Annotated in this window: 23 protein-coding genes; 9 read left to right on the top strand and 14 right to left on the bottom strand. The window is 67.9% G+C overall.

Going from position 1 to position 23,679, the window contains the following annotated elements; all coding sequences use genetic code 11:
• Window positions 1–91: 91 nt before the first annotated feature.
• The 4 genes from ACH4SP_RS13335 to ACH4SP_RS13350 form a co-directional block, all read right to left on the bottom strand.
• A complete protein-coding gene (locus ACH4SP_RS13335; RefSeq protein ID WP_398413987.1) occupies window positions 92–526 on the bottom strand; it encodes an SsgA family sporulation/cell division regulator in 435 nt (144 codons plus the stop codon).
• 99 nt (window positions 527–625) lie between these two features.
• Window positions 626–1,474, bottom strand: a complete 849-nt coding sequence (locus ACH4SP_RS13340; protein ID WP_398413989.1) for an IclR family transcriptional regulator — start codon at window positions 1,472–1,474, stop codon at window positions 626–628.
• A 161-nt stretch (window positions 1,475–1,635) separates the two neighbouring features.
• Complete coding sequence (locus tag ACH4SP_RS13345) at window positions 1,636–1,863, bottom strand: DUF5326 family protein (protein ID WP_398413992.1); 228 nt, start codon at window positions 1,861–1,863, stop codon at window positions 1,636–1,638.
• A gap of 272 nt (window positions 1,864–2,135) precedes the next feature.
• The gene (locus ACH4SP_RS13350) at window positions 2,136–2,453 is read right to left on the bottom strand and encodes a cupin domain-containing protein (RefSeq protein ID WP_362413358.1); all 318 of its coding nucleotides are present in this window, start codon (window positions 2,451–2,453) and stop codon (window positions 2,136–2,138) included.
• Window positions 2,454–2,543: 90 nt separating this feature from the next.
• Here ACH4SP_RS13350 and ACH4SP_RS13355 point away from each other — a divergent pair, with 90 nt between their 5' ends.
• The 4 genes from ACH4SP_RS13355 to ACH4SP_RS13370 all read left to right on the top strand — a co-directional run bounded on the left by ACH4SP_RS13355 (window position 2,544) and on the right by ACH4SP_RS13370 (window position 5,817).
• A complete protein-coding gene (locus ACH4SP_RS13355) occupies window positions 2,544–2,924 on the top strand; it encodes a phage holin family protein (protein ID WP_398413995.1) in 381 nt (126 codons plus the stop codon).
• A 5-nt stretch (window positions 2,925–2,929) separates the two neighbouring features.
• A complete protein-coding gene (locus ACH4SP_RS13360; protein ID WP_398413998.1) occupies window positions 2,930–4,099 on the top strand; it encodes a cystathionine gamma-lyase in 1,170 nt (389 codons plus the stop codon).
• Between the two features lie 282 nt (window positions 4,100–4,381).
• A complete protein-coding gene (locus ACH4SP_RS13365) occupies window positions 4,382–5,278 on the top strand; it encodes a LysR family transcriptional regulator (protein ID WP_398414000.1) in 897 nt (298 codons plus the stop codon).
• Window positions 5,279–5,337: 59 nt separating this feature from the next.
• The gene (locus ACH4SP_RS13370; RefSeq protein WP_398414002.1) at window positions 5,338–5,817 is read left to right on the top strand and encodes an NUDIX domain-containing protein; all 480 of its coding nucleotides are present in this window, start codon (window positions 5,338–5,340) and stop codon (window positions 5,815–5,817) included.
• Here ACH4SP_RS13370 and ACH4SP_RS13375 read toward each other — a convergent pair.
• Complete coding sequence (locus tag ACH4SP_RS13375) at window positions 5,814–7,070, bottom strand: globin domain-containing protein (RefSeq protein ID WP_398414004.1); 1,257 nt, start codon at window positions 7,068–7,070, stop codon at window positions 5,814–5,816. The two genes, ACH4SP_RS13370 and ACH4SP_RS13375, sit on opposite strands and share 4 nt — an antisense overlap.
• 424 nt (window positions 7,071–7,494) lie before the next feature.
• Here ACH4SP_RS13375 and ACH4SP_RS13380 point away from each other — a divergent pair, with 424 nt between their 5' ends.
• From ACH4SP_RS13380 to ACH4SP_RS13390, 3 genes are all read left to right on the top strand, one after another.
• The gene (locus ACH4SP_RS13380) at window positions 7,495–8,376 is read left to right on the top strand and encodes a GNAT family N-acetyltransferase (protein WP_398414007.1); all 882 of its coding nucleotides are present in this window, start codon (window positions 7,495–7,497) and stop codon (window positions 8,374–8,376) included.
• Between the two features lie 298 nt (window positions 8,377–8,674).
• Complete coding sequence (locus ACH4SP_RS13385; protein WP_398414009.1) at window positions 8,675–9,133, top strand: MarR family winged helix-turn-helix transcriptional regulator; 459 nt, start codon at window positions 8,675–8,677, stop codon at window positions 9,131–9,133.
• A gap of 18 nt (window positions 9,134–9,151) precedes the next feature.
• Complete coding sequence (locus ACH4SP_RS13390; RefSeq protein WP_398414012.1) at window positions 9,152–9,709, top strand: GNAT family N-acetyltransferase; 558 nt, start codon at window positions 9,152–9,154, stop codon at window positions 9,707–9,709.
• Window positions 9,710–9,836: 127 nt separating this feature from the next.
• Here ACH4SP_RS13390 and ACH4SP_RS13395 read toward each other — a convergent pair whose 3' ends face one another.
• From ACH4SP_RS13395 to ACH4SP_RS13410, 4 genes are all read right to left on the bottom strand, one after another.
• Entirely contained in the window at window positions 9,837–11,261 is a 1,425-nt protein-coding gene (locus ACH4SP_RS13395) for a serine hydrolase domain-containing protein (RefSeq protein WP_398414014.1), read from the bottom strand.
• Window positions 11,262–11,393: 132 nt separating this feature from the next.
• Window positions 11,394–12,065: a hypothetical protein gene (locus ACH4SP_RS13400; RefSeq protein ID WP_398414015.1), complete on the bottom strand. Its 672-nt coding sequence runs from the start codon at window positions 12,063–12,065 to the stop codon at window positions 11,394–11,396.
• On the bottom strand, window positions 12,055–13,368 hold the full coding sequence (locus ACH4SP_RS13405) for a MerR family transcriptional regulator (RefSeq protein WP_398414017.1): 1,314 nt from the start codon (window positions 13,366–13,368) through the stop codon (window positions 12,055–12,057). The genes ACH4SP_RS13400 and ACH4SP_RS13405 overlap by 11 nt, the downstream gene beginning before the upstream one ends.
• Before the next feature lie 123 nt (window positions 13,369–13,491).
• The gene (locus tag ACH4SP_RS13410; RefSeq protein WP_398414019.1) at window positions 13,492–14,088 is read right to left on the bottom strand and encodes a dihydrofolate reductase family protein; all 597 of its coding nucleotides are present in this window, start codon (window positions 14,086–14,088) and stop codon (window positions 13,492–13,494) included.
• A 900-nt stretch (window positions 14,089–14,988) separates the two neighbouring features.
• Between ACH4SP_RS13410 and ACH4SP_RS13415 the strand changes: the two genes are divergently transcribed.
• Together ACH4SP_RS13415 and ACH4SP_RS13420 are read left to right on the top strand one after the other, a co-directional pair.
• On the top strand, window positions 14,989–15,357 hold the full coding sequence (locus tag ACH4SP_RS13415) for a hypothetical protein (RefSeq protein WP_398414022.1): 369 nt from the start codon (window positions 14,989–14,991) through the stop codon (window positions 15,355–15,357).
• Window positions 15,357–16,307: a radical SAM/SPASM domain-containing protein gene (locus ACH4SP_RS13420; RefSeq protein WP_398414024.1), complete on the top strand. Its 951-nt coding sequence runs from the start codon at window positions 15,357–15,359 to the stop codon at window positions 16,305–16,307. Before ACH4SP_RS13415 ends, ACH4SP_RS13420 begins: the two co-directional genes overlap by 1 nt.
• Window positions 16,308–16,465: 158 nt before the next feature.
• Here the strand turns inward: ACH4SP_RS13420 and ACH4SP_RS13425 are convergent, their stop codons facing one another.
• From ACH4SP_RS13425 to ACH4SP_RS13445, 5 genes are all read right to left on the bottom strand, one after another.
• On the bottom strand, window positions 16,466–16,843 hold the full coding sequence (locus tag ACH4SP_RS13425; RefSeq protein ID WP_398415066.1) for a LysR family transcriptional regulator: 378 nt from the start codon (window positions 16,841–16,843) through the stop codon (window positions 16,466–16,468).
• A 156-nt stretch (window positions 16,844–16,999) separates the two neighbouring features.
• Window positions 17,000–19,609 (bottom strand): TniQ family protein, encoded by a 2,610-nt coding sequence (locus ACH4SP_RS13430; protein ID WP_398414027.1) that lies wholly within the window; start codon window positions 19,607–19,609, stop codon window positions 17,000–17,002.
• On the bottom strand, window positions 19,606–20,721 hold the full coding sequence (locus ACH4SP_RS13435; RefSeq protein WP_398414029.1) for an AAA family ATPase: 1,116 nt from the start codon (window positions 20,719–20,721) through the stop codon (window positions 19,606–19,608). Before ACH4SP_RS13435 ends, ACH4SP_RS13430 begins: the two co-directional genes overlap by 4 nt.
• Window positions 20,718–22,850: a helix-turn-helix domain-containing protein gene (locus ACH4SP_RS13440; protein WP_398414032.1), complete on the bottom strand. Its 2,133-nt coding sequence runs from the start codon at window positions 22,848–22,850 to the stop codon at window positions 20,718–20,720. The genes ACH4SP_RS13435 and ACH4SP_RS13440 overlap by 4 nt, the downstream gene beginning before the upstream one ends.
• A complete protein-coding gene (locus ACH4SP_RS13445) occupies window positions 22,847–23,554 on the bottom strand; it encodes a TnsA-like heteromeric transposase endonuclease subunit (protein WP_398414034.1) in 708 nt (235 codons plus the stop codon). The genes ACH4SP_RS13440 and ACH4SP_RS13445 overlap by 4 nt, the downstream gene beginning before the upstream one ends.
• Window positions 23,555–23,679 lie beyond the last annotated feature (125 nt).

Below are 23,679 nucleotides of genomic sequence, written 5' to 3' on the forward strand. Positions count from 1 at the left end.
GCCGCCGCTCCGTGTCGTCTCCGCGTGCTCTCGGCCCGCGCTCCTGGCCGCGCTCCTGGCAGCGCCCAAACCGCGTTCCCGGCCCGATTTCTCAGCCCGCGTTCTCCTCCGCCAGGATGCGGCCGAGCTCGCCCTCCAGGCACCCGGCATAGTCACTCTGCGTGTGCTCCTGGCCGAGCGGTACGAGCTTGTCGGTGCGGTCCAGGAACGCCACGAGGGGCGCCGCACTCGCCCTGAACAGCGCGCGGTCACCGCCGACCTGAAGCCTGATGTGCACATCGGCGAGTTCGTCGGGATCGGACGGCGAGATGTGCACATCGCCCTCTCCACAGGCCTCGTTGATTCCGTCGACCAGCAGCTCGCGGCCAAAAGCCCAGGTCACAGGCGCATCGCCGGGCAAGTGGAAGGTCAGTCGGATCGCGTAGGGATCCTTCGACTGGTACATGAGCTCCACCGGAATACGAAAGGAGAGCTCCTCCGAGACGAGGAAGCTCATCATGACCTCTGCCTGAACCGACTCGCGCATCGCCAACCCTGCCGTAGAAGAAAGTGGCCGGAACGATCCCTTCCGTCCCTCTTGACGCCATCGTGCTCGAAGCAGTAACAGATCACAAGGAGTGAGTTTTCAGATACTGATAGAGAACATGAGCGAACGGACCACCTCGCCGATTTCTCCGCGCAACCGTTCGATCGCGGGGCCCAGCCGGGCCTCCTGAGCGAGGGGAACGGAGATCGCCATCACCGCCGCCGTCGGCCCGATCGTGATGGGCACCGCCGCACACGCGGACCCGAGCACGTACTCCTGACGCTCCTTCACCGTCTGCATCCGCTCGACTGCCGCCAGCCGCTCCAGCAGGGACGAGCAGTCGCGCACCGTGTAAGGCGTGATGGCCTCTACGGGATACCGGTCGAGGTGGTCGAGGCGGGACCCGGTGTCCAGCTGGGAGAGCAGGCACTGGCCGATCGCATGCGCATGGGCCGTTTCGCGGAAGTCGGCCCACTCCTCGACGGCGGGATGGGCGGAGCTCTGGGTGAGGGCCGTCACTTCGATCTCCCCGTCGCGGTAGACCCCGAAGTACACGGCAACGCCGAGCGTGTCGCGCCAGCGCTCCATCGTCTCGGTGATCATTTCGCTGCGGACCTGACCGGGCCTCCCGCGCCCGAGCCGCCCCGCGGCGGCCCCGAGCACGAAAACACCCTGCTCACGACGGAGGTATCCCTCGTGGGTCAGGGTGCGCAACAGGTGGTAGGCGGTGGGCAGCGGCAGGCCCGCCTCACGGGCGAGCTGCTTGGCGGGGGCGCCGTCCGGGTGGTCACTGACGGCTTCGAGGAGGTGCAGGGCGCGCTGCACCGAGCCGATCAGGGTGGGGGTGGAGGTGGGGCCTGCAGCAGGGGCGGCAGGTGCGGGTTCGGTGGCGGGCACGGCAGGTGGGGGTACGGCGGCCTGCCGGGCCGTGGGCTGGGCCGTGGCCATGGTTCGCTCCCGGGGTCCCGAGGGGCAGTGCGGTCGCCGGGGAGCGGGAGTCCCGGGTGACGGCAGCGGTTTTTCACCCTAACTGCCTTGCCCGGGGCCTCAGTTGCTTTCACGTGTCAGATTCCCCCCGGCGGGCTAACGCCCGCACGGGAAACCAGTACCTACCAACCGCTGCTCGAAGAGTCGCCCGACGAGGACGACTTGAAGCGCCGTACGACGTAGATCAGTCCGCCGACCAGTGCCACCAGCACCAGCAGCTTGAAGAGCAGGCCGATCAGCGTGCCGATCGCGGCCAGGATCGCGCCGCCGAACACCAGCAGGACGAGGGCCGGTATCGCCACCCACTTCACCCAGCCCGGCAGGCTCGCGAACATCTCTCGTGCAGCCATCTTCTTGCCTTCCTTCGGTCCGGTTCCTGCCCGGATCTGCGGTGTTTCCCTGCCTCCGATGCTAGGCGGCGGACCACCCCGACCGGGGGCCGCGCAGCCCTTGAAGACCCCTGATCCGCCCCCTAGGGAACCCCGGGGTCCCGTGCGGGGACGTTTCACGTGAAACATCCCCGGGACGGGGAAGCACTCTCGGCCTCAGCTCTCCGGCAGGGTCAGCTGCGGCGTCCTCGACTGCGGCAGGGTCAGCTGCGACGGGCTCGACTGCGGCGGCCTCAGCTCTCCGGCGGGGAGAAGACGACCAGCACCCGCAGGTCCTCCGAGATGTGGTGGAACTTGTGCGCCGTCCCGGCCGGCACGTAGACCACGCTGCCCCGCGCGATCTGCGACGTCTCCATGCCCACGGTGATCGCCGCCCGGCCGCTCACCACGAAGTAGATCTCGTCCTCGCTGTGCGGCTGCTGCGGGTCGGTGTCGCCCGCGTCGAGCGCGTACAGGCCGGCCGACATGTTCCTCTCCTTGAGGAACTGCAGATACGCGCCGTCGTTCGCGGCACGCTCCGCCTCCAGCTCGTCCAGTCGGAATGCCTTCATGCCCCATTGCTCCTCGCCGCACGCGAATGCCGTGCCGCTCCGGCACCGCCCGCACTGATTTCCCCGATCATGTCTGCCACGATCAGACACATGATGAATTTTGCAGTCAAGACGATCGCCAACGCGGTCGCCCTCTGGGTAGCCGTGTGGCTCGTTCAGGACATCACCCTCACCGGCGACAGCACCGGCCGCAAGGTGGGCACGCTCATCGTCGTCGCCCTGCTGTTCGGGCTGGTGAACTTCCTGGTCAAGCCGGTGGTGAAGCTTCTGTCCTTCCCGCTGTTCGTGCTCACGCTCGGCCTGTTCACGCTCGTCGTGAACGCACTGATGCTGCTGCTGACGTCGTGGCTGGCCGACAAGTTCGACCTCGCCTTCCACGTCGAGGGCTTCTGGACCGCCGTACTCGGCGCCCTGATCATCAGCGTCGTCTCCTGGGCGCTCAACATGATCCTCCCCGACGGAAGGGACTGACCCGCATGCCGATGTCCGCCGAGGACGGTGACGGCACCCGGTCCGTACGAGCCGGACTGCCCGACCCCGCGGCGTACGAACCGGCCCTCCCCGGCCCGGTGTTCGCCGCCCACTTCCACCTGCCGGGCGAGCCGAAGGGTCCGTACACCTACGGCCGCGACGAGAACCCCACCTGGACCCATCTGGAGCGGGCGATCGGCGAGCTGGAGGCTCCCCCTTCGGAGAACGGAGGCGACGCCGCGCACACGGTCGTCTTCGCCTCCGGGATGGCCGCGGTCTCCGCCGTGATCCTCTCCCAGGTGCAGGCCGGGGACACCGTCGTCCTCCCCGCCGACGGCTACCAGGCGCTGCCACTGGTGCGCGAGCAGCTGGAGGCGTACGGGGTGAGCGTGCGCACCGCACCCACCGCGGGGGACGCGCAGCTCGCCGAGCTGGCCGGGGCACGGCTGCTGTGGATCGAGTCCCCGTCCAACCCGGGGCTCGACGTCTGCGACATCCGCCGGCTCGTCGACGCCGCGCACGAGGGCAACACCCTGGTCGCCGTCGACAACACCCTCGCCACGCCGCTCGGGCAGCGCCCGCTCGACCTGGGCGCCGACTTCTCGGTGGCCAGCGGCACCAAGGGCCTCACCGGCCACGGCGACCTGCTGCTGGGATACGTGACCTGCCGCGACGCCGAACTCGCGGCGCGGGTACGGCGCTGGCGCAAGGTCGTCGGTGCGATACCCGGCCCCATGGAGGCCTGGCTCGCGCACCGCTCCCTGGCCACCCTGCAGTTGCGGGCCGACCGGCAGGGCACGAGCGCCCTGGTACTGGCGACGGCGCTGCGCGGCCATCCGTACGTGAGCGGGCTCCGCTACCCGGGGCTGCCCGAGGACCCGTCGTACCCGGTCGCCTCGCGGCAGATGCGGCGCTTCGGGTGCGTGGTGTCCTTCACGCTGCCCGACAAGGCGTTCGCGGAGCGGTTCCTGGAGGCACTGCGGCTGGTCGACGACGCGACGAGCTTCGGCGGCGTACGGTCCACGGCCGAACGGCGCGGACGGTGGGGCGGCGACGCCGTACCGGAGGGATTCATCCGGCTGTCGGTGGGCGCGGAGGACGTGGACGACCTGACCGTCGACGTACTGCGGGCGCTGGAAGCGGCCGGCGGACCACTGGATGCGGCAGCCATGTAAGTAGCTTTGCGTAGCCGCATGACGTAGAACGGACGGTCCGAGCCTCCCCCCTCGTGGCTCGGACCGTCCCGGTTCTGCGCGCGAAGAACCGCCTGCACAAGGCTAGTTGACTCTGCGTCAGTGTCCAATCACGCTAGCGACAGAGACCTATCGACATATTTATACTGCGTCCTCACAGGACACCGGCGGGGACCGGACCACGGCGCCTGGACGGCGGGACCAGAGGGCGGACGTACCCCCGGACCCTGCAGCCCGGACACCGCGCAACGCGGAAGGCATGACATGGATCTGGCCCTGCTGCGCACCTTCGTGACGGTCCACCGGGCCGGGTCCTTCACCCGGGCCGCCGCCCTCCTCGGGCTGTCCCAGCCCGCCGTCACCGGCCAGATCCGCACACTGGAACGGCAGCTGGGCCGCCCGCTGTTCCTGCGCAGGGCCCGCGGCGTCACCCCCACCGCCATCGGCGACGAACTCGCCCACCGCGCCGCCCCGCACCTCGACGCCCTCGTCGAGATCACCGAGACCGGCCTCGACGACCAGTCCGGCGTACGCACCCTCCATCTGGCCGGACCTCCCGAGTTCACCTCGCTGCGCGCCCTGCCCGCCCTGTCCCCCCTCACCGCGCACGGCCTGGCACTGCGCGTCTCCTTCGGCAGCGCCGAGGAAACCCTGGAGGGCCTCGCCGCCGGCCACCACGACCTGGCCCTCACCACCGACCGGCCGCGCGGCGGACTCCTCAGCGCCACCGCTCTCTGCGACGAGGAGCACGTCCTGGTCGCCGCCCCCCGCTGGGCCAAGCACCTCACCCCCGAACTCCTGGCCGACAAAGGGGCCGTCGTCCTGGAACACCTCCCCGTCGTCGAGGTGCACGAGAGCCTGCCGCTCGTCGCCCGCTACTGGGCCGCCGTCTTCGACACCCCGCCCGCCGCCGCCGGCACCGTCATCGCCCCCGACCTGCGCGCCGTCCTGCAGGCCACCGCCGCCGGAGCGGGCCTCGCCGTACTGCCGCGCTACCTGTGCGAGGACGAACTCGCACGGGGGGACGTGGTCGCCCTGTACGACCCGGCGGTGCCCCCGCTGCGCACCTACTTCCTCGCCGTACGCACCGGCACGCTCGCCCAGCCACACCTCGCTCGGGCGCACGAATGGCTGCTGCGCGCTGCCGGTGACTGGAGCTGAACGGGAGCCGACAGGTGCCCGGGAGTTTCGGGAGGGCTCCGGCGGGCCACGTTATTGCCATGACCGAACGTCCCGTGGTCAAGCGCACCGCACGCGCCGTCCTCCTCGACGGCGACCACCTCGTCCTCATCAAACGCACCAAGCCCGGCGTCGATCCGTACTGGGTGACCCCCGGCGGGGGAGTCGAACCCGAGGACCACACCGTCGTCGACGCCCTGCACCGGGAGGTGGACGAGGAACTCGGCGCGAAGATCACCGACGTGGTGCCCTGCTTCGTCGACACCGTCGAGCACATCGCGGGCAACGCGGGTGCGGGCGTCAAGGTGCAGCACTTCTTCGTCTGCCGGCTCGCCTCCATGGACCCCGCGCTGCGGCACGGCCCGGAAGTGGACGAACCACTGGGTGACTACGAGATCGTCCGCGTCCCCTTCAGCCGGGTCGGCATCGCCGCCGTCCACCTCGTGCCGCTGTCGCTGCGGCACTACCTGGACGGCAACATCGAGGGCGTACGGGCACTGCTCGCACGCGATCTGGGCTAGGGCCCGTCCTGGCCGCCCGCCGCGACGAGCTCCTCGATCGAGTCGTGGCGTATCCGGCTGCCCGGTATGCCGACCGTGCGCAGCGCGTCCAGGCCGCTGCGGATCATTCCGGGCGGGCCCGACAGATAGGCGTCGTACGCGGTCCAGGGCCCGAACTGCCGTACCGCGTCCGGGAACTGGGAGCGGTCGTCGACCACCGGGCGCACCGAAAGCCACGAGTGGGACCTCTGCAGGCGCATCATCGTGTCGATGTCGTACAGGTCGTAGTCGGTGCGCGCCCCGTAGAACACCTCGACCGGCCGCCGCTCCCCATGCTCCGCAACGTCCTCCACCAGCGCCTTGATGGGCGCGATGCCGGTGCCGCCGCCGATGCACAGCAGCCCGCTGTCGGTGGTGTGGTCGACGGTCATCGAGCCGGACGGCGGGCCCAGCCGCAGCACGTCCCCGGGGCGGGCCCGGTGCACCAGCGCGTTCGACACCCAGCCGGCCGGTACCGCCTTCACGTGCAGCGTCAGCAACCCGTCCGCGCGCGGGGCCGCCGCGAACGAATAGTGCCGCCATATCCGCGGCCACCACGGCGTCTCCAGGCTGGTGTACTGCCCGGCCAGGAAGGGGTACGGCTGGTCCGGGCGCAGCGTGACGACGGCTATGTCGGAGGTGCGCAGGTCGTGCGCGACGACCTCGGCGTGCCACCACGCGGGGGAGCGCAGCTCGCTCTCCGCCGCCGCGTCGATCATGACCTGCGAGATCTTCGTGTACGTACGCACCCAGGCCGCCTCGGTCTCCGGGTCCCAGACCGCCTCCGCGTACCGGGCCAGCGCCCCGATCAGGGCCTCGCCGACCGCCGGGTAGTGCGCGGCCTGCGTGCCGTATTTGCGGTGTCCGGAGCCGAGCTGCCGCAGGTACTCCTGCAACACGTCCGGGGTGTCCATGTGCTCGGCAGCCGTGAGCAGCGCCTTGAACAGCCGGTCGCGCTGGGTGTCCATCGCGGGCGGGAACAGCGGGCGCAGATCGGGGTACCGGACGAACAGCAGCGCGTAGAAGTACGAGGTCGCCCGGTCGGCGACGGGCTCGACCACCGCCAGCGTGCGCCGGACCCGGAGTGCGTCGGGGGAGGGCCGGGCAGCCGGAGGGGACAGCGTCACCTCGGACCCCGCCGGAGGCGTGGGGGCGAACCAGCCGCTGCCCGCATCGGCGGCGCCGTTGCTGTCGGTGCCGTTGCTGTCGGCCGCCGTGGTGGTCGGAGCGTCCATTCTGTGCCTCGCCTCGAACGTCATGTGGTCGCGCTTCTCCCTCATTGAGAGCAAGGCGGAAAAGGCTGCGCTTCGGCCGCAGTTCCCGTCGTCGCAGCGTGTCAGCCCGTCCCTCGAAACGGGCCAAGACCGGGAAGTCCTGGTTTCCGATCTCTCCTTACCTCTAGGCTGCTTTCGCCCCATGCCTGTGACCCCTCGGTCCGTGGCAGCGCATTCCCAGGAACACGGGCACCATTCCTTCTGGGCCCCCGCACGAGCCCGGACGCGATGTTTCACGTGAAACACACCGCATGAACCGCATGACCCGGTTACGGGCTTTGGAGATTCAAAGCGCCGTTTCACGTGATTCGAGCGGTGTTTCACGTGAAACGGCTTCCGTTAAAGCGCTGGACGAACGCTCTCCGCGTACACCAGCCTGGCGACCATGCCCACGCCCCTCACCGAACTCCCCGTCCGTCGTCTGACCCTGCAGGACCTCACCGCCTGCGCCGACCTGGGCGAGGACCGGGACTGGCCCCGTACGGAACACAAATGGGGCCTGCTGCTCACCGCGGGCACCGGCTACGGCATCGACGACCCCGAGGCGCCCGAGGGCAAGGGCCTGATCGCCGCCTGCACCCTCACCTCGTACGGCACGGGTGCACCGCACGACCCCTCGTACGCCGTGATCGGCATGGTCCTGGTCGCCGAGCGGTACGGCCGGCAGGGGATCGGCCGCCGGCTGGTCCGGCACGCTCTGGCCGAGGCGGGCCGGGCCCAGGTCTCGCTCTCCGCCACCCCGGCAGGCCAGGGGCTGTACGAGCAGCTCGGCTTCACCGTCGCGAGCAGCGCCGAGATGCTCCGCGGCCACTTCCGCCCCTCGGGCCCGCCGCCCTCGGTGGCCACCCGGCCGGCCACCCCCGGCGACCTCGCCGCGATCATCCGGATGGACACCGAGGTGTTCGGCCACGACCGCACCGCCATGCTCGCGAGGCTGCCCGCCTTCGCCGACCAGCTCCGCGTAGCCGAGGACCAGGACGGCCTCCTCGGTTACGCCGCCGCCTGGCCGGACCGTGACACCCACACCGTGGGCCCGCTCATCGCCCGGGACACGGACACCGCGAAAGCGCTGGTCGCCTCCCTCGCCACCGGCACCGACCGCCCCCTGCGCATCGACGTCGACGTACGTCACGAAGACCTGCGCGGCTGGCTGAGCGCCCACGGCCTGGCCCCGGTCCTCTTCAACACGGTGATGTCGTACGGCGCCCCCGCGCTTCCGGGCGACTTCCGCCGCCATTTCGCCCCGCTGGCGACCGCGTCGGGCTGACGGGCGGACGTCGTCGCCCATCGGCCGCGCGCGCCCACGTCGGCCAGTCGACGCCGGTCAGTCGGCGCTGCCCCATCGCCGCTGATCAGTAGGCGCTGAATCGGTCGGCGCTGCCCCACCGGTGCTGATCGGTCGGCGCTGATCGGTCGGCGCTGATCGGTCGGCGCCGACTAATTGCACACGCGGGATATTGCGGCTGTCGCCTATCCTGGAGAGCGGGCAGCATCCCCCTGCCGCCCACTCCGCCCGTAGGAGCCGCCCGCTCCGCCCATCGCACAAGGGGACGAGGAGACACCGGATGACCGCGACCGACCCCGCACTCACTGCCCTCGCCCAGGGCTGGTGCGCCCTCTCCCTGCTGCACAGCCGCATCGAGGCCCACATCGAGAAGGCCCTCCAGGCCCGCCACGACCTCAGCGTCCGCGAGTACTCGCTCCTCGACGTCCTCAGCCGCCAGCACAGCGGTCCCGGCGGCCACCTCCAGATGCGCCAGGTCGCCGAAGCCGTCCTCCTCAGCCAGAGCGCCACGACCCGCCTGGTCACCCGCCTGGAAGACCGCGGCCTGCTCACCCGATACCTCTGCGACACCGACCGCCGCGGCATCTACACCGATGTCACCGACACCGGCCGGACCCTCCTCGCCCAGGCCCGCCCCACCAACGACACCGCCCTGCGCGAAGCCCTCGACGCCGCCGCCGAGAACCCCGAACTCGCCCCCCTGGTACGCACCGTGGAAGAGCTGCGCACCCCGGCCTGACCTGCGTAACCTGCGCCCATGACCTCTCAGAACAACCGGGCGCACAGCCCGGCGGACGACTCGGCGGACGCCAGGACGCACAGCCCGGCGGACGCCCCGGCCGACGCCAGGACGCACAACCTGCCGGACGGCCTGGTGATACGCCCGACGACCGAAGCCGACCTGCCCGCGGTCGTCGCGATGCTCGCCCACGACCCGCTCGGCACGCAGCGCGAGTCCCCCGACGACCTCGCCCCGTACGTCGAGGCACTGAAGCGCCTCGACGCCGACCCGAACCAGCTCGTCGTCGTCGCCGAACGCGCGGGCCGTATCGTCGGCACCCTCCAGCTCACCCTGATCCCCGGTCTGTCCCGCAAGGGCGCCACCCGCTCGGTCATCGAGGCCGTGCGCATCCACGCGGACGAACGCGGCAGCGGCCTCGGCACCCGTTTCATGGAGTGGGCGGTCGAGGAATCCCGTGCCCGGGGCTGCCAGCTGGTGCAGCTCACCTCCGACGTCAGCCGGAAAGAAGCCCACCGCTTCTACGAGCGGCTCGGCTTCACCGCTTCCCACGTGGGCTTCAAACTCCAGCTCTGACGCGTCCGGCACGGGGGCGAAGGCCGGCCCTGTCACGTCGGCCGGCCCCCGTGGCCCGCGCATCGGGCCCGACACCGCAGGAAGAAGTCGCGGCGAAGCAGTTGCGGCGTCGGGCCCACCGCGCGTCCTACCCGACACCCCGCCATCCGCGCGCGTCCACCCCGCCCGGAACCGGCGCCTCAGGCTCGTACACCTCCCGCGTGAAGACGAACGACCCCAGGTCGAGGTGGCTCACCGACCCGTCCTCCGGCCGCCGCACCACCCGCAGCGTCTCCCCCGCGTAGTACCCGTCGAGCCCGACCCACGTCCCGTCCGGCCTCGCCAGGAAGCGCGAGCCGCGCCCCGCGCGGCCGTCCAGCCGTTCCAGCGACAGCCCGCGATCGGCCAGCAGCCGCAGGCCGTAGGAGTACGTGCCCCAGTACCAGGCCCCGGTCAGCCCCAGCAGCTCCTGGTCCACGCCGTCCTCCGGCAGCGGACGCCACTCCGGTGCGATACCCGGCTCCGCCTCGGCCACGAGGCACAGGAGCTCGGCCGCCAGTACCCCCGCCTGCAGCCCGGACGTCGCATTGGCCAGCGCGGAAGCTGCCATTCCGTCCGCCACGCTCACCCACAGCCCGGCCACGAAGCCGGGCAACGAGCCGCCGTGTCCCACCAGTTCCCGCCCGCCGGCATTGATCACCTGCAGCCCGAGCCCGTACGTGCCCGACCAGCCCCCGGCCTCCAGCGGCGCCGCCGGCGTCCGCATCTCCCGTACGGAGTCCGCACTCAGCACCCGCTCGTCACCCGCGACCAGGAAGGCGCCGAACCGGCACAGGTCCCCGGCCGTCGACCACAGTTGCCCCGCAGACGCCATCAGCCCCAGGTCCACCACCGGTTCCGGAAGCAGTACGTCCGCCCAGGGGTGCACCGCCCATCCCTCCGCATACGGTGCCTGCGGCTGCGCACTCGTCCGTGTCAGCCCCAGCGGCTCCGTGATCTCCTGCCGCACCGCCTCCGCCCACGGCACTCCGCGCACCGCCTCGATGAGCGAACCGAGCAGCGTGTAGCCGGGGTTGGAGTAGTGGTGCACCTGCCCGGCCGGATGCGGACGCGCCCCTTCCGTATGTACGTCGCCCAGGACGTCGACCAGCTCGGGGCGCAGGTCACCGGGCGTACGCTCCCACCACGGACCGGGCGTCTCGGCCGCCAGACCGGCGGTGTGGCCGAGGAGTTGGAAGATCGTGGCGTCGCCCACGCCCGTGTCCGGTACGTACTTCTCCAGCGGGTCAGCGAGATCCAGCAGCCCCTCGTCACGCAGCCGCATCACCAGCACCGCAGTGAACGTCTTGGTGATCGACCCGATCCGGTACTGCGTCTCCGCATCCGCCGTCCGCCCGTCCGCCGACGCCCCGCGCGCGCCGCTCCACACCACCTGCCCCTCCCGTTGCACGGCCGCCGTCAGCGAGGGAGCCCGACCGGTCGCCTGAGCGGCGGCGATGCGGTGCAGCAGAGAACGGCGGGTGGCCGGAAGGAGATCAAGGACGTCGGGGACGGTATGTGCGGGAGTAGTCATACGCCACAACTACCTCTCCGCACACTCTTCGTCGAATGCATTCCGAGCCTCGGCAGCATCACCGCGCTTCGCCGATGCCGAGGCCGACACCGAGGCCGACACCGAGGGCGATGCCGACACCGATACCGAGGGCTATGCCGAAGCCGGTACCCGTTCCAGCTCACCCATGGCCCGTTCCAGCAGCACCTGCTCCCCCTCCGGCAACCACCGCCCCGCATGCACCATCCGCAGCACCAGTACGAGCCGTTCCCGGTCGGCTGCCGTCCCCAGATTCCCGAGGTGCGCGGGGAGCACCAGCCCCAGCGCCTTGAGCTCAGCCCGCGCGCACCACAGCGTCACCAGCTCGCTCAGCGGACTGCCTGCACTGCCCTCACCGCCCGCCGGACCCTCCGCCTCCGCTCGCAGTCCCTCCGCGATCGCGAAACGCATCCAGTCCCGGTACTGCCCCTCCGGCACCGCGTCGATGTGCTCCGCCGCCCGCACGTAGTGCTCGTGCGACGGACCGCCGTCGGCCAACTCCCCGTACGACTTGGCCATATTGAGGTGCAGCGACGCATAGAAACCCGCGACCCGCCCGTCCCCCACCCGGTCCGCCCGGTCCAGGCACTCGCGGTTCCACCGCAGCGTCTCCTCGGGCGAGGACTGCTGCCGCGCCAGGTAGTGCGCGGCCACGCAGGCGTCGTAGTCGTCGCCTGCGCTCTCCCACGCCCGCACGAAGAGCCGGCGCGCCTCATCAGCCCGGCCCTCCGCCTCCGCCCGCATCCCCCGCATGCACAGCGCCACTACCGGATTCTCAACGTCCACGGCACTCACCAGCCCTTTCGTCGCCGCCCAGCGCGTCCTCGACCTCGGCTTCGCACTCGTCCTTCACCGGCATCACCAGCGTCGTAAAACTCCCCTGGTCCGCCGACCGCACCAGCACCGGTTCCACCGCCGACGCGATCTCCAGGAGTACGTCAGGCCCGACCCCGGCATCGAGCGCCTGAAGCAGCACCTCCGCATCGAACGCCACGCGCACCGCCCCCGGCCCGGTCCCGGCCACGTCCAGCACCACCGCACGCAGCACCTCCCGCCGGCCCGCGCCCCGCACCTCGCAGACCAACTCCCCCTCCGCACCGGACCTGAGCACCACAGGACCGCCCCCACTTGCAAGAACGCCCCGCAGCGCGGCCCGCTCGACGATCACCCGATGACGCACCTCGGAAAGCCCCTCCAACACCATCCGGTACTGCGGGAAATCCCCTCCCGTGTACGGCGCCAACTCCCGCCACTCACCGGCCTCCCCGGCCGCACCGGACTCGTCCACCTCTCCAGCAGCACAGCCACCGCCCGCACCTGCAGCACCGCCACCGGCCACCCGGACCCGCGCGCTCCGCCCGCCGCCACCGGTCTCCCACTCGACCTCGGCCGCCCTCAGCGCCCACGCCCCGATCTCACGGAGTTCCTCCGCGCCCACCAGCACCCGGGCAGGCCCGCCCTCTGCCGACGCTGCCCTCAACACCCGTACGACCAGCCGGTATCGGTCCGTCGCCACCAGCCGCACCTCGTCCCCGTCCCCGTCCCCGTCCCACTCGACCAGTACGCACCCGAGCACGGGGAACTCCTCCCGCAGCGCCCCCGAAGCGACCGCCGTCACCACCTGCCGTACGGCGCTGGCCAGTTCGGCCCCTCCCAACCGAACGGAAGCCACCCCTCCGCCCACCGGGCCCCCGGCAACCGGAGCACCTTCCTCCGCCGCATCCGGCAGCCCCCGCAGAATCTCCTCGATCAACGCTCCCGCCGCCCGGGCCACGTCCCGGGTCCGCCGCGCGTGCCCCCGCAGCACCTCCCGCGCGTCGTCCGGCGCACCGTCCAGCACCACCGCCGCGTCCACCAGCGGCACCCCGGCCTCCCTGAGCCGCCGCACCAGCACCGCGCGCGCCACCTGCTCCGGCCCGTAGAACCGGTATCCCGTACCGCTGTCCACCCGTGCCGGGCGCAGCACACCACAGTCGTCGTAGAACCGCAGCGCGCTCGGCGCCAGTCCCACCCGCCGCGCGAACGCGCCGATGCTCAGCAGCGCCGCGAAATCACCGACACCGCCGCCGTCCTCTGCCATCTCTGCCATGTCCGTGATTGTCGACGTTCAAGTCACCTGAAGGTCAATTCCCGCAGGTCAGAGCGGTCCGCACACAACAGGAGGGCCGACGCCACGACAGGCGTCGGCCCTCCTCCCCGCTCGGTCCCTCCGCTACCCCTGAGCGACCGGCCGGTACGTGCACACGTGCACTCCCGCCTCACTGACCACCGTCGAAACCAGCTCCAGCGTCCGCAGCCCACTGTCGGTCGGGAAGATCGACTTCCCGCCGCCGAGCAGCACCGGCATGACGATCAGCCGCAGCTCGTCGACCAGCCCCTCGCTCAGCAGCATGCGCACGAGCTCGGAACTCCCCATGACCACAAGGTCCCCGTCCTCGGAGCCACGCAGCTCCCGGATGCGGGCGACCGCCTCATCGCCGGGTACGAGCCTGCTGTTCTCCCACGTCAGGTCGTCCTTGCCGAGCGTCCGCGAAACGACGTACTTCGGCAGAGAGTTCATCCGGTCGGCGAACGGATCGCCCGCCCGCTCCGGCCACGCCCCCGCCATCGTCTGCCACGTACGGCGTCCGAACAGCAGCCCCTCGGCCTTGCTCATCGCACTGTCGAAGGCACCGCCCACCACCTCCGGGTCGAAGAACGGGTGCGACCAGCCGCCGTGCGCGAACCCGCCGTCCTCGTCCTCCCCGGGACCGCCGGGCGCCTGTACGACGCCGTCCAGGCTGATGAACTCACTGATGACGATGCGCATGGTCCCGATCCTCTTCCGCTGCTGGGTGGCTACGGCAATGGAGACTGCCGCGCCGCCCCGGAATCATCGGCCCCGCCAGCCACGACGTCAGTGATCCACATCACTCGTAGCCGCGGTGCCCCTGTAGGGTCTCGACGCTCGTGTCGGATGCAGTCCTCTTGACCTGCGGGTTCGTCCGCAGTCTCACGACGTGTCGGACGCTGGAGTCTCACGCCCGTGTCGTCTCCTCGAAGATCCGCGCCGGGCGGCTCGGGTCGCCGGTCCACTGACCTGGGCGGCCTCACGGCCGGTGTCGAATCCGACGTCGATCCAACACGGGATTTGAGATCCCACAAGCGCATAGGCCCGCATTCGGAATGTCCCGTTCCGTCGTGACGACCTGGCCTTTCCTGACCATCTCATTCAAGAGACACGGCACTTCAGTCTCACGAGTATCACCCCTCGACGAGTTCCCGCGAGCCTCCCAGTAGGGCTGAGTACGGATCTCATGTACGCAAATTTTTCCCCGTCCCGCCTGTGCGGAACTCGCGAGCTGACAGTCAGGCCTGAACCATCTCCGGCCGTACGTGGATCCCTCTTTGATCCCTAAACCGTTCTCCCCTTGTCACCGCTCACCTGGTCGTCGAGGCATCCACTGAGGATAGTCAGCAGAGCGACAAGCCCACGCGCACCATAGTTACACAGCAGGCCCAACAGTCTGCCCTGCCACAACGCACGAATCAGAAGGCACTGGCCTCTCACTTAATATCGATCATTCATGAGGCCCGCCAGTAAACTGGCGGGCCTCATGAATGATCGATATTAAGTCAAGTTCTCAAATTAGTCTTTGTCGAGGCCTATGAGCCTATTGACGCGCACAGTCAGGAGTGGAACGCTCCTACTATCGTCAATCAACGGGACGTGGTCACCGTGGACTTGGGAAGTTTCACTCAAAAGTTCCAGCAGGATAGCTTGTTGCGCACGCAGGTGGCCGGCGCGCTGGCCAGTCGCCTACGCGCTGATGGCATCACTAGCCGGGATGCTGGATTGAATCTCCACTCCACATCCGATGGAGCTATCTCCGAACTCACTATCGGCATGAACAGTAATGACCCGTTAGTGCAACTCCAAGTTGCGAACGCAGCACTCGAAGTATTGCGCGAGAATGGCGTCACGGATCTGAACGGAATAAGCGGCTTGGACCCCTTGGTGAATCCGCGCGCCTGGAACGTCATCTACAAGGACGGCGGATGGATCATTAACGGACGACGCGGTCGGATCGCTAACTGATGGATCCTAAGCGTAATACCCCACTCACCCCTGGTGCAGTTAGGCGGCATACGCTTGCTATAGCGGTTACAAACCGTTGCCCACTGCGCTGCGATTTCTGCTGCGTCCCTCCCGGCCCGGGCGATCTTGAACATGATTTAATTCTTGACCTGATTGACCAGGCCGGGGAAATGGGTGTCTTTCGTAATATTGGATTTACGGGCGGGGAGCCGCTCATTCGCCGTAAGCTCATACTGGAAGCCGGATTAAGGTCTCACGAAAGAGGGATGACGTGGGGGGTTACAACCGGCATGGGCTGGGCACGCAACGCCGATCACGCAGTTACGGTTGCGACTGAGTTAATCGAGTCCAGGATTGCTAATATTACTGTCAGCGCTGACGCCTCGCATCTTATCCAGCGAGACCCTGCTCCTGTGGAGAAGTTTATCCGCGTATGCATTGAAGCTGATGTACAGGTAACGGTTAGCTGTACATCAAACAATCCAGACCCACCACCCCCTCTGGATATTCCCGACTCCGCCGTTGTGGATTTCCATTACGTCTCCCCAACGGGATACGCGAAAGGCTGGGAAAGTGGCCACGCTGGCCGATTTGACCTGCGAAGGTCAAATTGCCCCATGAAGGAGGGCTTGACTCTCTCCGTATGGCCGGACGGTTCGGTTTATCCCTGCTGCTCGACCTATGTAGTCAATAAGGAGCGAGCTTTGATTGTGGGTAATATTCGGGATGCCCAATTGAGTGATGTCTTGCAGCGCGCCTTGTCTGATCCGTACCTCGCTACCATTCGCGAAGTCGGGTTTGCGGGGCTCATCGTACTTACAGCAAGTGCCGTTCAGTGGGGTGATCTAGCTTTAGCCGAAAAGCTCGACCCCTGCCATCTTTGCTCGGCCGTTTCTGCGCACCCCGAGACGCTTTCAACGATTCGTGCAACTATCGCTCAAAGTCTGTGATGAGCGCCCTTCCTCTTCAGCTGCATGATGACTACCCTCAACGAAAAATGGACATCAAGGATGGGCGCTTAAAAGTGCCTGCAGGTTCCAATTTCGGATTTCCCCTGCGCTGACCTTTTTCGTCGCCTCGTTCCAGCCGCTGCCCTAGGCGGATGGTCTCACTCCGCTGTCCCTTTGCTTGGGATTGCCTCTCTGATCGCAGCGATCACTTTGACTCCGAAATGAGTTAGTTGCATAGGGTGGGCACGCTGAGAACGGGTACGAAGGGGGCCACCAAGGTCCCGTTCGAGTCTGAGAACTTGAGTAACCAGGACTGTCAGGTGGATCCGGAGCTCTGCAGCTGCTGCACTCAAAGTGGGGTATTTAGATGCAGCTGCGAAGCGGGGGAACCGTTCCCAAGCATTGGCGCCGGTTCGGGCGGGTCGAAGAATATCGGGAATAGTCTCGGCAAGAGCCTTAGCCTGCAGCGCGTCGGAATGGCTCGCGCCGCCGCGGGGACGCAGAGGGATGCCCAATTCCTGGGCCTGCCGATTCATGTTCGCGGCGCTTATCCCCTTTTCGTGGGCGAGGTCAGTCAGGGTGCGGGAAATGGGAACCTGCAAAGCTATAGGGTCTCGCGATTCCTGTCATAAGGCATCTCGCTGACCAGCAGGTTCTCCGCCTGTCTCAGGTCGTGGCCAGGTCTTCCTGTCTCAGGAGGTGTGGCATTTCCTCACCAGCGTGGCGTTTTCCGGTGGCTGCATTACGGCGAGCGCTTCAAGCACGGCCTGTCCGTCCGAAGTGACTTGGAGGGCCTCACCTCGCCGTGGCCTGGTGTGTAGTCGGAATCCTAGGTCTGCTTCCAGTCGGCTGATCTGGAGCGAAAGAACCGCCTGCCTCAGGCCGAGTTGACCTGCGGCTTCGGTGACGGTCCGGTGTTTCATCGCTTCCTGGAATCGGTGAAGCCGGTCCCAGCTGCGGCGATCTGCAAGGGCTGGCCGCAGGATCGCTGGAACGGAAGCAAGCTCGGCCGGCCCCATGATCTGTCGCCCTCCGGGCGGACGCAGTTCGATGCCGAGCGCCCTGGCCCGGCGTCCCACTTCGGTTGGGCTGATCTTGAGTTCGGCTGCGATATCTGCCAGCGAACGACCGTGGTTGCCGTACTGCTCTCCGAGCCACTCCTCGTTGATGGCACCTCGGCCCGGGCGGGGAAGAGCGAGGAGACCTGTCTGCTTGAGTCGGTCGCGGACAGTTGACCGAGGGAAGCTTGTCTCGGCGCTGATCTTCCTGATCGACTTTCTCTCGGTGAGGTAGGCGCGTCGCAGGAAGTCCTCGCTCAGTTCCTTCTGTGAGCGGCGTCGTGACTGCGCTGCGGCGAGCCGGGTTCTGGGTGAGCGCGTGCTCTGCCGCTCTGCGCTGGTCCTGCGTCGCGGGGGCCGCGGGGTGAGGGGCGGCTGCGTCTCAAAGATGAACCGAAGGTATTCGAGCGGAACCTCCATTTGCTCGGCTGCGAGCATGGGTCTGATTCCTCCTGCGCAGATCAGGCGGTGTGCGTGTTTCACCTGGGCGTCGTCGGCCTCCTGATGCAGCGGGAGGTCCAGGCCGAGGTGAGCTGGCGGTTCCCAGACGGGCGGTTCTCCGTCGATGCCCTTTGATCGCAGGTAGTTGACGGCGTACTCGTCGAGAGCGTTCAGCAGCGGGGCGGTGAGGGCGAACGGGACCGCCGCGAGCATGGCTTCCTGTGCGGGGGTCGTCACCTGCAATGGGCCTGGTGCTTGCCGATGATGGCTTCCGGTGAGCCTTTGGTAGAGGTATCGGCGCATGACCAGCTCCCGGGTCTGTGTCCCTGGATGCGTGTTGGTGTCAGCGCAGATGTCCAACCAGGTCGTGGTGGGAAGAAGATCGGTACTGACCGTGGTGCGGCGTCGTTCGTAGTCGATCGGGCAGGAACCGCCGTCCAGATGCTCGGCGATAGAGCAGAGGACCGGCAGGGCGGCTTTGTGGCCTCGCGCGAGTTTGGTGAGCATGTAGTGGACGTCGGGGTGCTCCTGGTCATGGAGCATGTCGATCAAGGGGTCGAAGCGGCGGAGCGACCATCCGGGCAGCAGTAGCGCAACGGAGAGTGCGGCCCGGAATCGGATGATCCGTCGGCCGGCTTCGGGCAGAAGCCTCACGGTCCATCCGCGCCAGAGGAGTTGGGGAATTTGATGAGACCGCTCTGCGATGACCTTGTCGGAACGCAGGGGTGGCCTCGGCTGCAACGTGCATGATCGGTAGCGGAGTCGCTCAACAGTGCTGAGCCTGCTGTCCATCGCCCGCCAGATTGCCTGTTGCAGCTGTGGGGAGTGCTTGCGCCACCTCTTGTGCACCTCGCCCGGGGGCATGAGGTCGAGGGCCGTGTCATCCCGGTCCAGGAGGTCACGGAGGACAGCCAGACTGTGATCAGACATGGGGTGCCGAAGAATCTTGGTTGCTCGGGTGAGGCTGCCGGCCGCCACCGCTGCAGCGTTCGGGGAGAACTGACCGTCGCCCTGGTGGTCTTGGCATGCCTGCTCGATGTGCTCTCCGAGGCCCTCAAAGTCACCGGGGGCGGCCCGCCGCAGGGACCAGGACGCCAGTGCCCGGAGGTCTTCGAAGGCGATCCGCATTTCTGGCCCCGGGTCTCCTGCCTCACGGTTCTCGATCTTCAGCAGCAGACTGTTGATCCACTCCTGGGCGGCCAGGACCGGGCTGTCCGTGGGGACATGGACGGCTGGAGCTTGGGCGAGATCTTTCCGGCAGTACGGGTCTGACCTCTGCAACGAGGTCGAGCAGTGGCGTGGTGGCACGTCCCGATAGAGCGAGATCCTCCCGTGCCGGGGGCGTTGATCGCAGCCAGGGCACTCGTGTGCGAGCAGAAGACGGTGCTGGGTGCAGGCGAAGGCCCAGGGCAGGCGCCAACGCAGCAGCCAGCGGCCATCCCGTTCTCGCAGGCACGGCGGGCAGTAGCGTGAGCCGCTCCGGCCCCACAACTGCATCCGGATCACCGACCGTCGATCGCGGTGGAGAAGAAGGGCCTGCTGGTCGTACTGACGCAAGGTCATCGCGTGCAGTTGGTCCACCGACAGTCCGCTCGCGGTGGCCGCTGGTTCTGCTTCTTCTGGCCGGAGGAACAGGGTGTGGTCGGGGATCGAGCCGCGGTGTCGGCGATGCAGGCCCAGTGCAACAAGGATCTCGCGGAAGTCGACCATGCTGCGCTGAGCCAGCGCCTCCAGCCAGGAGTCCAAGGGTTCACCGGGCAGAGGGGCCAGGCGGATCGGAAGAGTTCGCAGGTCAGACCTCATGCGGCGGTGCGGCTCGCTCGCGGGCGGCTGGTCAGGCGGCGGCTTTCCAGGGCAGCTTCGAGTTCCTTGCGGGCATTTTCAGAAGCCTCGTCGTTCTTCACTCCATCGAGCAGGTCCCGGTCAAGGTGTTCGGTGCCGCTGCGGACCGCTCGCTGGCACCCGCGATTGATCAGTGTCATGAGCGAGCCGATGTGGCCGGTGCTGCGAGCGAAGAGGTAGTCGGACAGATCGTCCGCGAGCATGCCGGGGTGCTTGTCGGCCAGCACCACCCGTTTCTCCAGGGCCAGCAGCATCTGCCGCCATTCGAGGCGGCCGGCTTCGGAGTCGATGGTGAAGGGCCGCATTCCCAGGCGGGTCGTACGACGGCCGGTCTGGGCCAGGACGGTATCCCCGGAGGGAGTCCCCTCGCTGAAGAGGCCCTTGTCGGCAAGTCCAACGCCGATCATCAACAAGGTCACGGGGAACTCGTTGGCGATCCACTTCAGGTGGTTGCTGACCTCGATGCCGCTGGTCTTGCGCCATTTCAGGAAGTGCAGATCATCGAGTGCAAGGACGCGCACTTCGCAGGACAGCACGCAGTCGAGGGCCCGATGGCCGAACTGGGTGGCCGTTCCGCGGTTGCGGCCCGCGTGGCCGAAGTACTCCAGGATGGCCCGGTTGAGGTCCTTCATTCCGGTGTTGCCGGTCAGTCCGACCCGGCAGACCGGAAGCCGTTCGTGCCCCTGAGCCGTGTACTCACCGTTCTCGGCGATCTCCCGGTGGTGGAACTCCCGGAGGAAGGCCAGCACCGATGTGGTTTTCCCCAGGCCGGGGAAGGCATCGACGGCCACAGCTCCTTTGGCCTTGTCGCCGTCCTGGAGATTGCTCTCGACGATGTCCCACAAGTCCTCTTGGAGTGCCGCGAGTTGCGGGGTCTTGATCGGGCCGAGGTTGGCATGCCACTCGCGCCGCAGGCGGTTGTAGGCAGCCCTCGCCGCGGCACTCAGGGCTTTCAGTTCGGCCCTGGTGAGCAGTTCAGGCTGTTCCCGCCGCGGAGCATTGGCGAACGTCTTGAAGTCTTCTTTCCGCGACAACGCGAGATTGCCCAAGCTCAGCGGCTGCCCGTCGGTCACACGTCCTCCAGTGCATCGGCATAGAAGTCGTCCTCGTCGAGAGCGTCTTCAAAGTCAGCTCCGTCGTCGTCGCCCACCTCGACCACGGACTCCTGCTCTTGGGTCCCTTCTGCCGGATCGTCGTCCTGGCCCAGGGCCTTGCGTACGGACGGAAGAGAGACAACCGCCTCCGGCTCGGTGCCGGGCAGGTCGATGGCGGCCTGTTCACGTGAGAGCCGCAGGGCCATGCGCCGTTCGGCGAGCGTGGTCCCCAGCCCGAGGTTCCAGCGTTCCAGCAGGTCGGCGACGGCGAGCCGGTCGTCGGGGTAGCGGTATTTCGCAGCGGCCAACTTCCGCGCGAACGCCAACGCGTCCTCGCTCAGCGGCATCCGCGCCGACGGCGCGTGTTCCCACGTCAGGGTGTGCCACTCGCGGGTGGTGGGGTTGCGGAAGTAGATCCGGGTGATGTCGTCCGGGTCCGCCTGGAACGGCCAGCCGTTCTTCACCGGACCGTCGTAAGGGCTGCGGATTCCCGGCTCGGGCAGCCCGGGGCCGCTGTAGCGGCGGCGGCCAATCTCGACGCCGTAGTGCTGGACCGTGCGCCACTCGGTCTTCAGGAACTCGAAGGCGAGATCCCGGTCACGGGGGACCTCGATGTAGCCGGCCCTGGCCATGCCGTGCTCGAACATCTTCGCCGGGGACATCCGCAGCCCCGGCAGCCCCGGATCGACCAGACTGGAGTGCGGCCTGCAGTGATAGACCGCCGCCGTCCACTCCCGGACGATCGCTTCGAGCTCGTCGAGGAAGAAGAACGCGTCGTCCTCCGGACTCTCGCCCCGCGAGTAGATATCGGGGCCCTTGTAGCCGGGCAGCACCTGCAGCAGCCCCTCCCGCAGGGTGCGGAAGTAGCGCTCGATCGGGCCTTTGTCGCGGCCCGTTCGCAGTCGAGCCGGTTGGATCGAGATGCCCATCCGGCGGCAGACGCTGGTCAGATGCTCCGAGACGTAAACCTTGCCGTGGTCGACCACCAGCGTCTCGGGAACCAGGGGCGGCGAGGCGAGGCCCGGCCCGGTGGCGCCCTCGACATCGACCAGGACGGTGCGGGGGATGCCGTGCTCGGGCCAGACCGCGTGCCGCGGCCAGTCCCGCCCCGCAGGGCGGGGCCGGAACGACTGGAAGAGCACCGCGCTGATATCCACCGCCTTCGTCGAGACCGGCGTGAGGCGGATCCCGGTGATGCAGCGGGTGTACCAATCCATCCCGACACTCAGCTCGGCCTGCACCCACTTGAGCGTCAGCGGATCAAGCGCGAAGACGTCCAGGCGGGTGGAGTCCATCAGCAGATACTCGCCCGGCCGCGTCGGCCGCAGCTTCCCGTACGGACCCTCCGGACGACCGGCGATGTCCCGGTTCCGCTTCGTACTCAGCCGGAACAGCGGATGGCGCCGCTCCAGCTCCTCCAGCAGCCGAAACGCCGTCGCCCGACTCGGCTGCGGCACCACCCCCTCGCCGAACCGCGCGATCACCCGAGCCCGGGTCCGCGCGATCACCATCGTTCGCGACGGCCTCGACTGGTCGGTGTGCTCGACCATCACCTCCACCGCGGTCTCCACCCACCGGTCATCAACCGAGGTCTGTGACCGCTCCGACCACATCCTCCTCGGCGCAAGCCCGGCCTCGCCGTGCTGGAGAAATCCAGCGACCCAGCGCTCAATGGTGCGGACCGTCACGCCAACTTCCGCCGCCTTGGCCGCCTTCCTCGCCTCCATCGGCACTGCCGTGGCGTAGCCGTCCCTCGGCTCGTCGCCAGCCGCCAACTCCCCGGTGCCGGAGCGATAACCGGTCAACACCTCACGGACGTGCCCAGCTCGGTCCAGGACCTTCTGCTTCTCCTCCGCATCGAGCTGCCCGAGGACAACGGAGGCGATCTCACCCTCGTCGTCCGCCGATGGCCCCGGGGCGTCAGGACTGATCGCAGCACGGTCAGAGAACAGCAGTTCTTTGAGCGACAGCCGCAGAAGCCGCCCGTGACCATCTCTCAGGACGACTTCGTTGCCTGCTGTGGTCGCGGCCATCTCCACCACCTCGACGGATTCTCCGTCGTAGCGGAAGCGCGTACCGACTCCGACTCGAGTCGCTGCCCTGCTCACGCTGCCCTCTTCAGAATGTGCGAAGGGCCGAGCGGTCGGTCGAGATTGGTGACGAGATCCTGCGTCCAGAGCAGATGGTGAATAGCGGCGTGGACTTGAGGCTCCGGGTGATCTGGCAGACATACTCTGGCCTGCCCCAGAAGGAGCCCGTCAAGGTTCGCATCGCGGAGCTCTTCCAAAATCTCGGGGCTGAATAGCCAGTCTCTGCGGTAACCCGCCAGGAACCGGATGTTCTCCAGCTCTGCGGCCTGAGGCTCACTCCAGACCTCGTACTTCCATCCCCGAGACTCCACCGTCTGCCGGGTCCAATCGAAGGTGAACGCCACCTCCGGCCTGGACAACCGGTACAGCGGCTTGACGTCGACCACCACCGGAACCTGCCCGGTAAGCAGGAGATAGTCCGGAATGTGACGGCGTACCTTTCCCTCCATCACCGTCTTCAGCAGGAACGGCTGGGCCACGATGCCGCGTACGGACGGATCGAAGTCGGCGAACAGCAGCCTTGAGAGCTCCAGTCGCGACTCGTAGATCACGTGGTCGCGCGTCGTCGATGACCAGTAGATACCCGAGTAGTGCTTCTGGCCCCTGTACCAGCGGAACGTCCGCCACGGAGAAGCCGACTGGAGCGACCCCGCCGCCACGGACTCCCAGGAGTGCTCTTCAACCCTGCCACCGTGCCCACGAAAGCTGACCATCGCTTCCATACCCACCCCGGGTCGGAGTTGCCGTTTACAGCACGATGCCCCCGCCAGCACTCCGACAGGAGCACACGCGCAACGCTTTCACTCGAACGAGGTATGGGTGCGACCTGCAAATCTCAGACCTGTGT

The organism is Streptomyces sp. NPDC021093 (genome assembly GCF_044333135.1).
Lineage (GTDB): Bacteria > Actinomycetota > Actinomycetes > Streptomycetales > Streptomycetaceae > Streptomyces.

What these genes read in the sequence shown, in the direction of transcription:
- ACH4SP_RS13335 (WP_398413987.1), bottom strand. Translation starts at nt 526, where the DNA reads ATGCGCGAGTCGGTTCAGGCAGAGGTCATGATGAGCTTCCTCGTCTCG.
- ACH4SP_RS13340 (WP_398413989.1), bottom strand. Translation starts at nt 1,474, where the DNA reads ATGGCCACGGCCCAGCCCACGGCCCGGCAGGCCGCCGTACCCCCACCT.
- ACH4SP_RS13345 (WP_398413992.1), bottom strand. Translation starts at nt 1,863, where the DNA reads ATGGCTGCACGAGAGATGTTCGCGAGCCTGCCGGGCTGGGTGAAGTGG.
- ACH4SP_RS13350 (WP_362413358.1), bottom strand. Translation starts at nt 2,453, where the DNA reads ATGAAGGCATTCCGACTGGACGAGCTGGAGGCGGAGCGTGCCGCGAAC.
- ACH4SP_RS13355 (WP_398413995.1), top strand. Translation starts at nt 2,544, where the DNA reads ATGATGAATTTTGCAGTCAAGACGATCGCCAACGCGGTCGCCCTCTGG.
- ACH4SP_RS13360 (WP_398413998.1), top strand. Translation starts at nt 2,930, where the DNA reads ATGCCGATGTCCGCCGAGGACGGTGACGGCACCCGGTCCGTACGAGCC.
- ACH4SP_RS13365 (WP_398414000.1), top strand. Translation starts at nt 4,382, where the DNA reads ATGGATCTGGCCCTGCTGCGCACCTTCGTGACGGTCCACCGGGCCGGG.
- ACH4SP_RS13370 (WP_398414002.1), top strand. Translation starts at nt 5,338, where the DNA reads ATGACCGAACGTCCCGTGGTCAAGCGCACCGCACGCGCCGTCCTCCTC.
- ACH4SP_RS13375 (WP_398414004.1), bottom strand. Translation starts at nt 7,070, where the DNA reads ATGGACGCTCCGACCACCACGGCGGCCGACAGCAACGGCACCGACAGC.
- ACH4SP_RS13380 (WP_398414007.1), top strand. Translation starts at nt 7,495, where the DNA reads ATGCCCACGCCCCTCACCGAACTCCCCGTCCGTCGTCTGACCCTGCAG.
- ACH4SP_RS13385 (WP_398414009.1), top strand. Translation starts at nt 8,675, where the DNA reads ATGACCGCGACCGACCCCGCACTCACTGCCCTCGCCCAGGGCTGGTGC.
- ACH4SP_RS13390 (WP_398414012.1), top strand. Translation starts at nt 9,152, where the DNA reads ATGACCTCTCAGAACAACCGGGCGCACAGCCCGGCGGACGACTCGGCG.
- ACH4SP_RS13395 (WP_398414014.1), bottom strand. Translation starts at nt 11,261, where the DNA reads ATGACTACTCCCGCACATACCGTCCCCGACGTCCTTGATCTCCTTCCG.
- ACH4SP_RS13405 (WP_398414017.1), bottom strand. Translation starts at nt 13,368, where the DNA reads ATGGCAGAGATGGCAGAGGACGGCGGCGGTGTCGGTGATTTCGCGGCG.
- ACH4SP_RS13410 (WP_398414019.1), bottom strand. Translation starts at nt 14,088, where the DNA reads ATGCGCATCGTCATCAGTGAGTTCATCAGCCTGGACGGCGTCGTACAG.
- ACH4SP_RS13420 (WP_398414024.1), top strand. Translation starts at nt 15,357, where the DNA reads ATGGATCCTAAGCGTAATACCCCACTCACCCCTGGTGCAGTTAGGCGG.
- ACH4SP_RS13425 (WP_398415066.1), bottom strand. Translation starts at nt 16,843, where the DNA reads ATGAATCGGCAGGCCCAGGAATTGGGCATCCCTCTGCGTCCCCGCGGC.
- ACH4SP_RS13430 (WP_398414027.1), bottom strand. Translation starts at nt 19,609, where the DNA reads ATGAGGTCTGACCTGCGAACTCTTCCGATCCGCCTGGCCCCTCTGCCC.
- ACH4SP_RS13445 (WP_398414034.1), bottom strand. Translation starts at nt 23,554, where the DNA reads ATGGAAGCGATGGTCAGCTTTCGTGGGCACGGTGGCAGGGTTGAAGAG.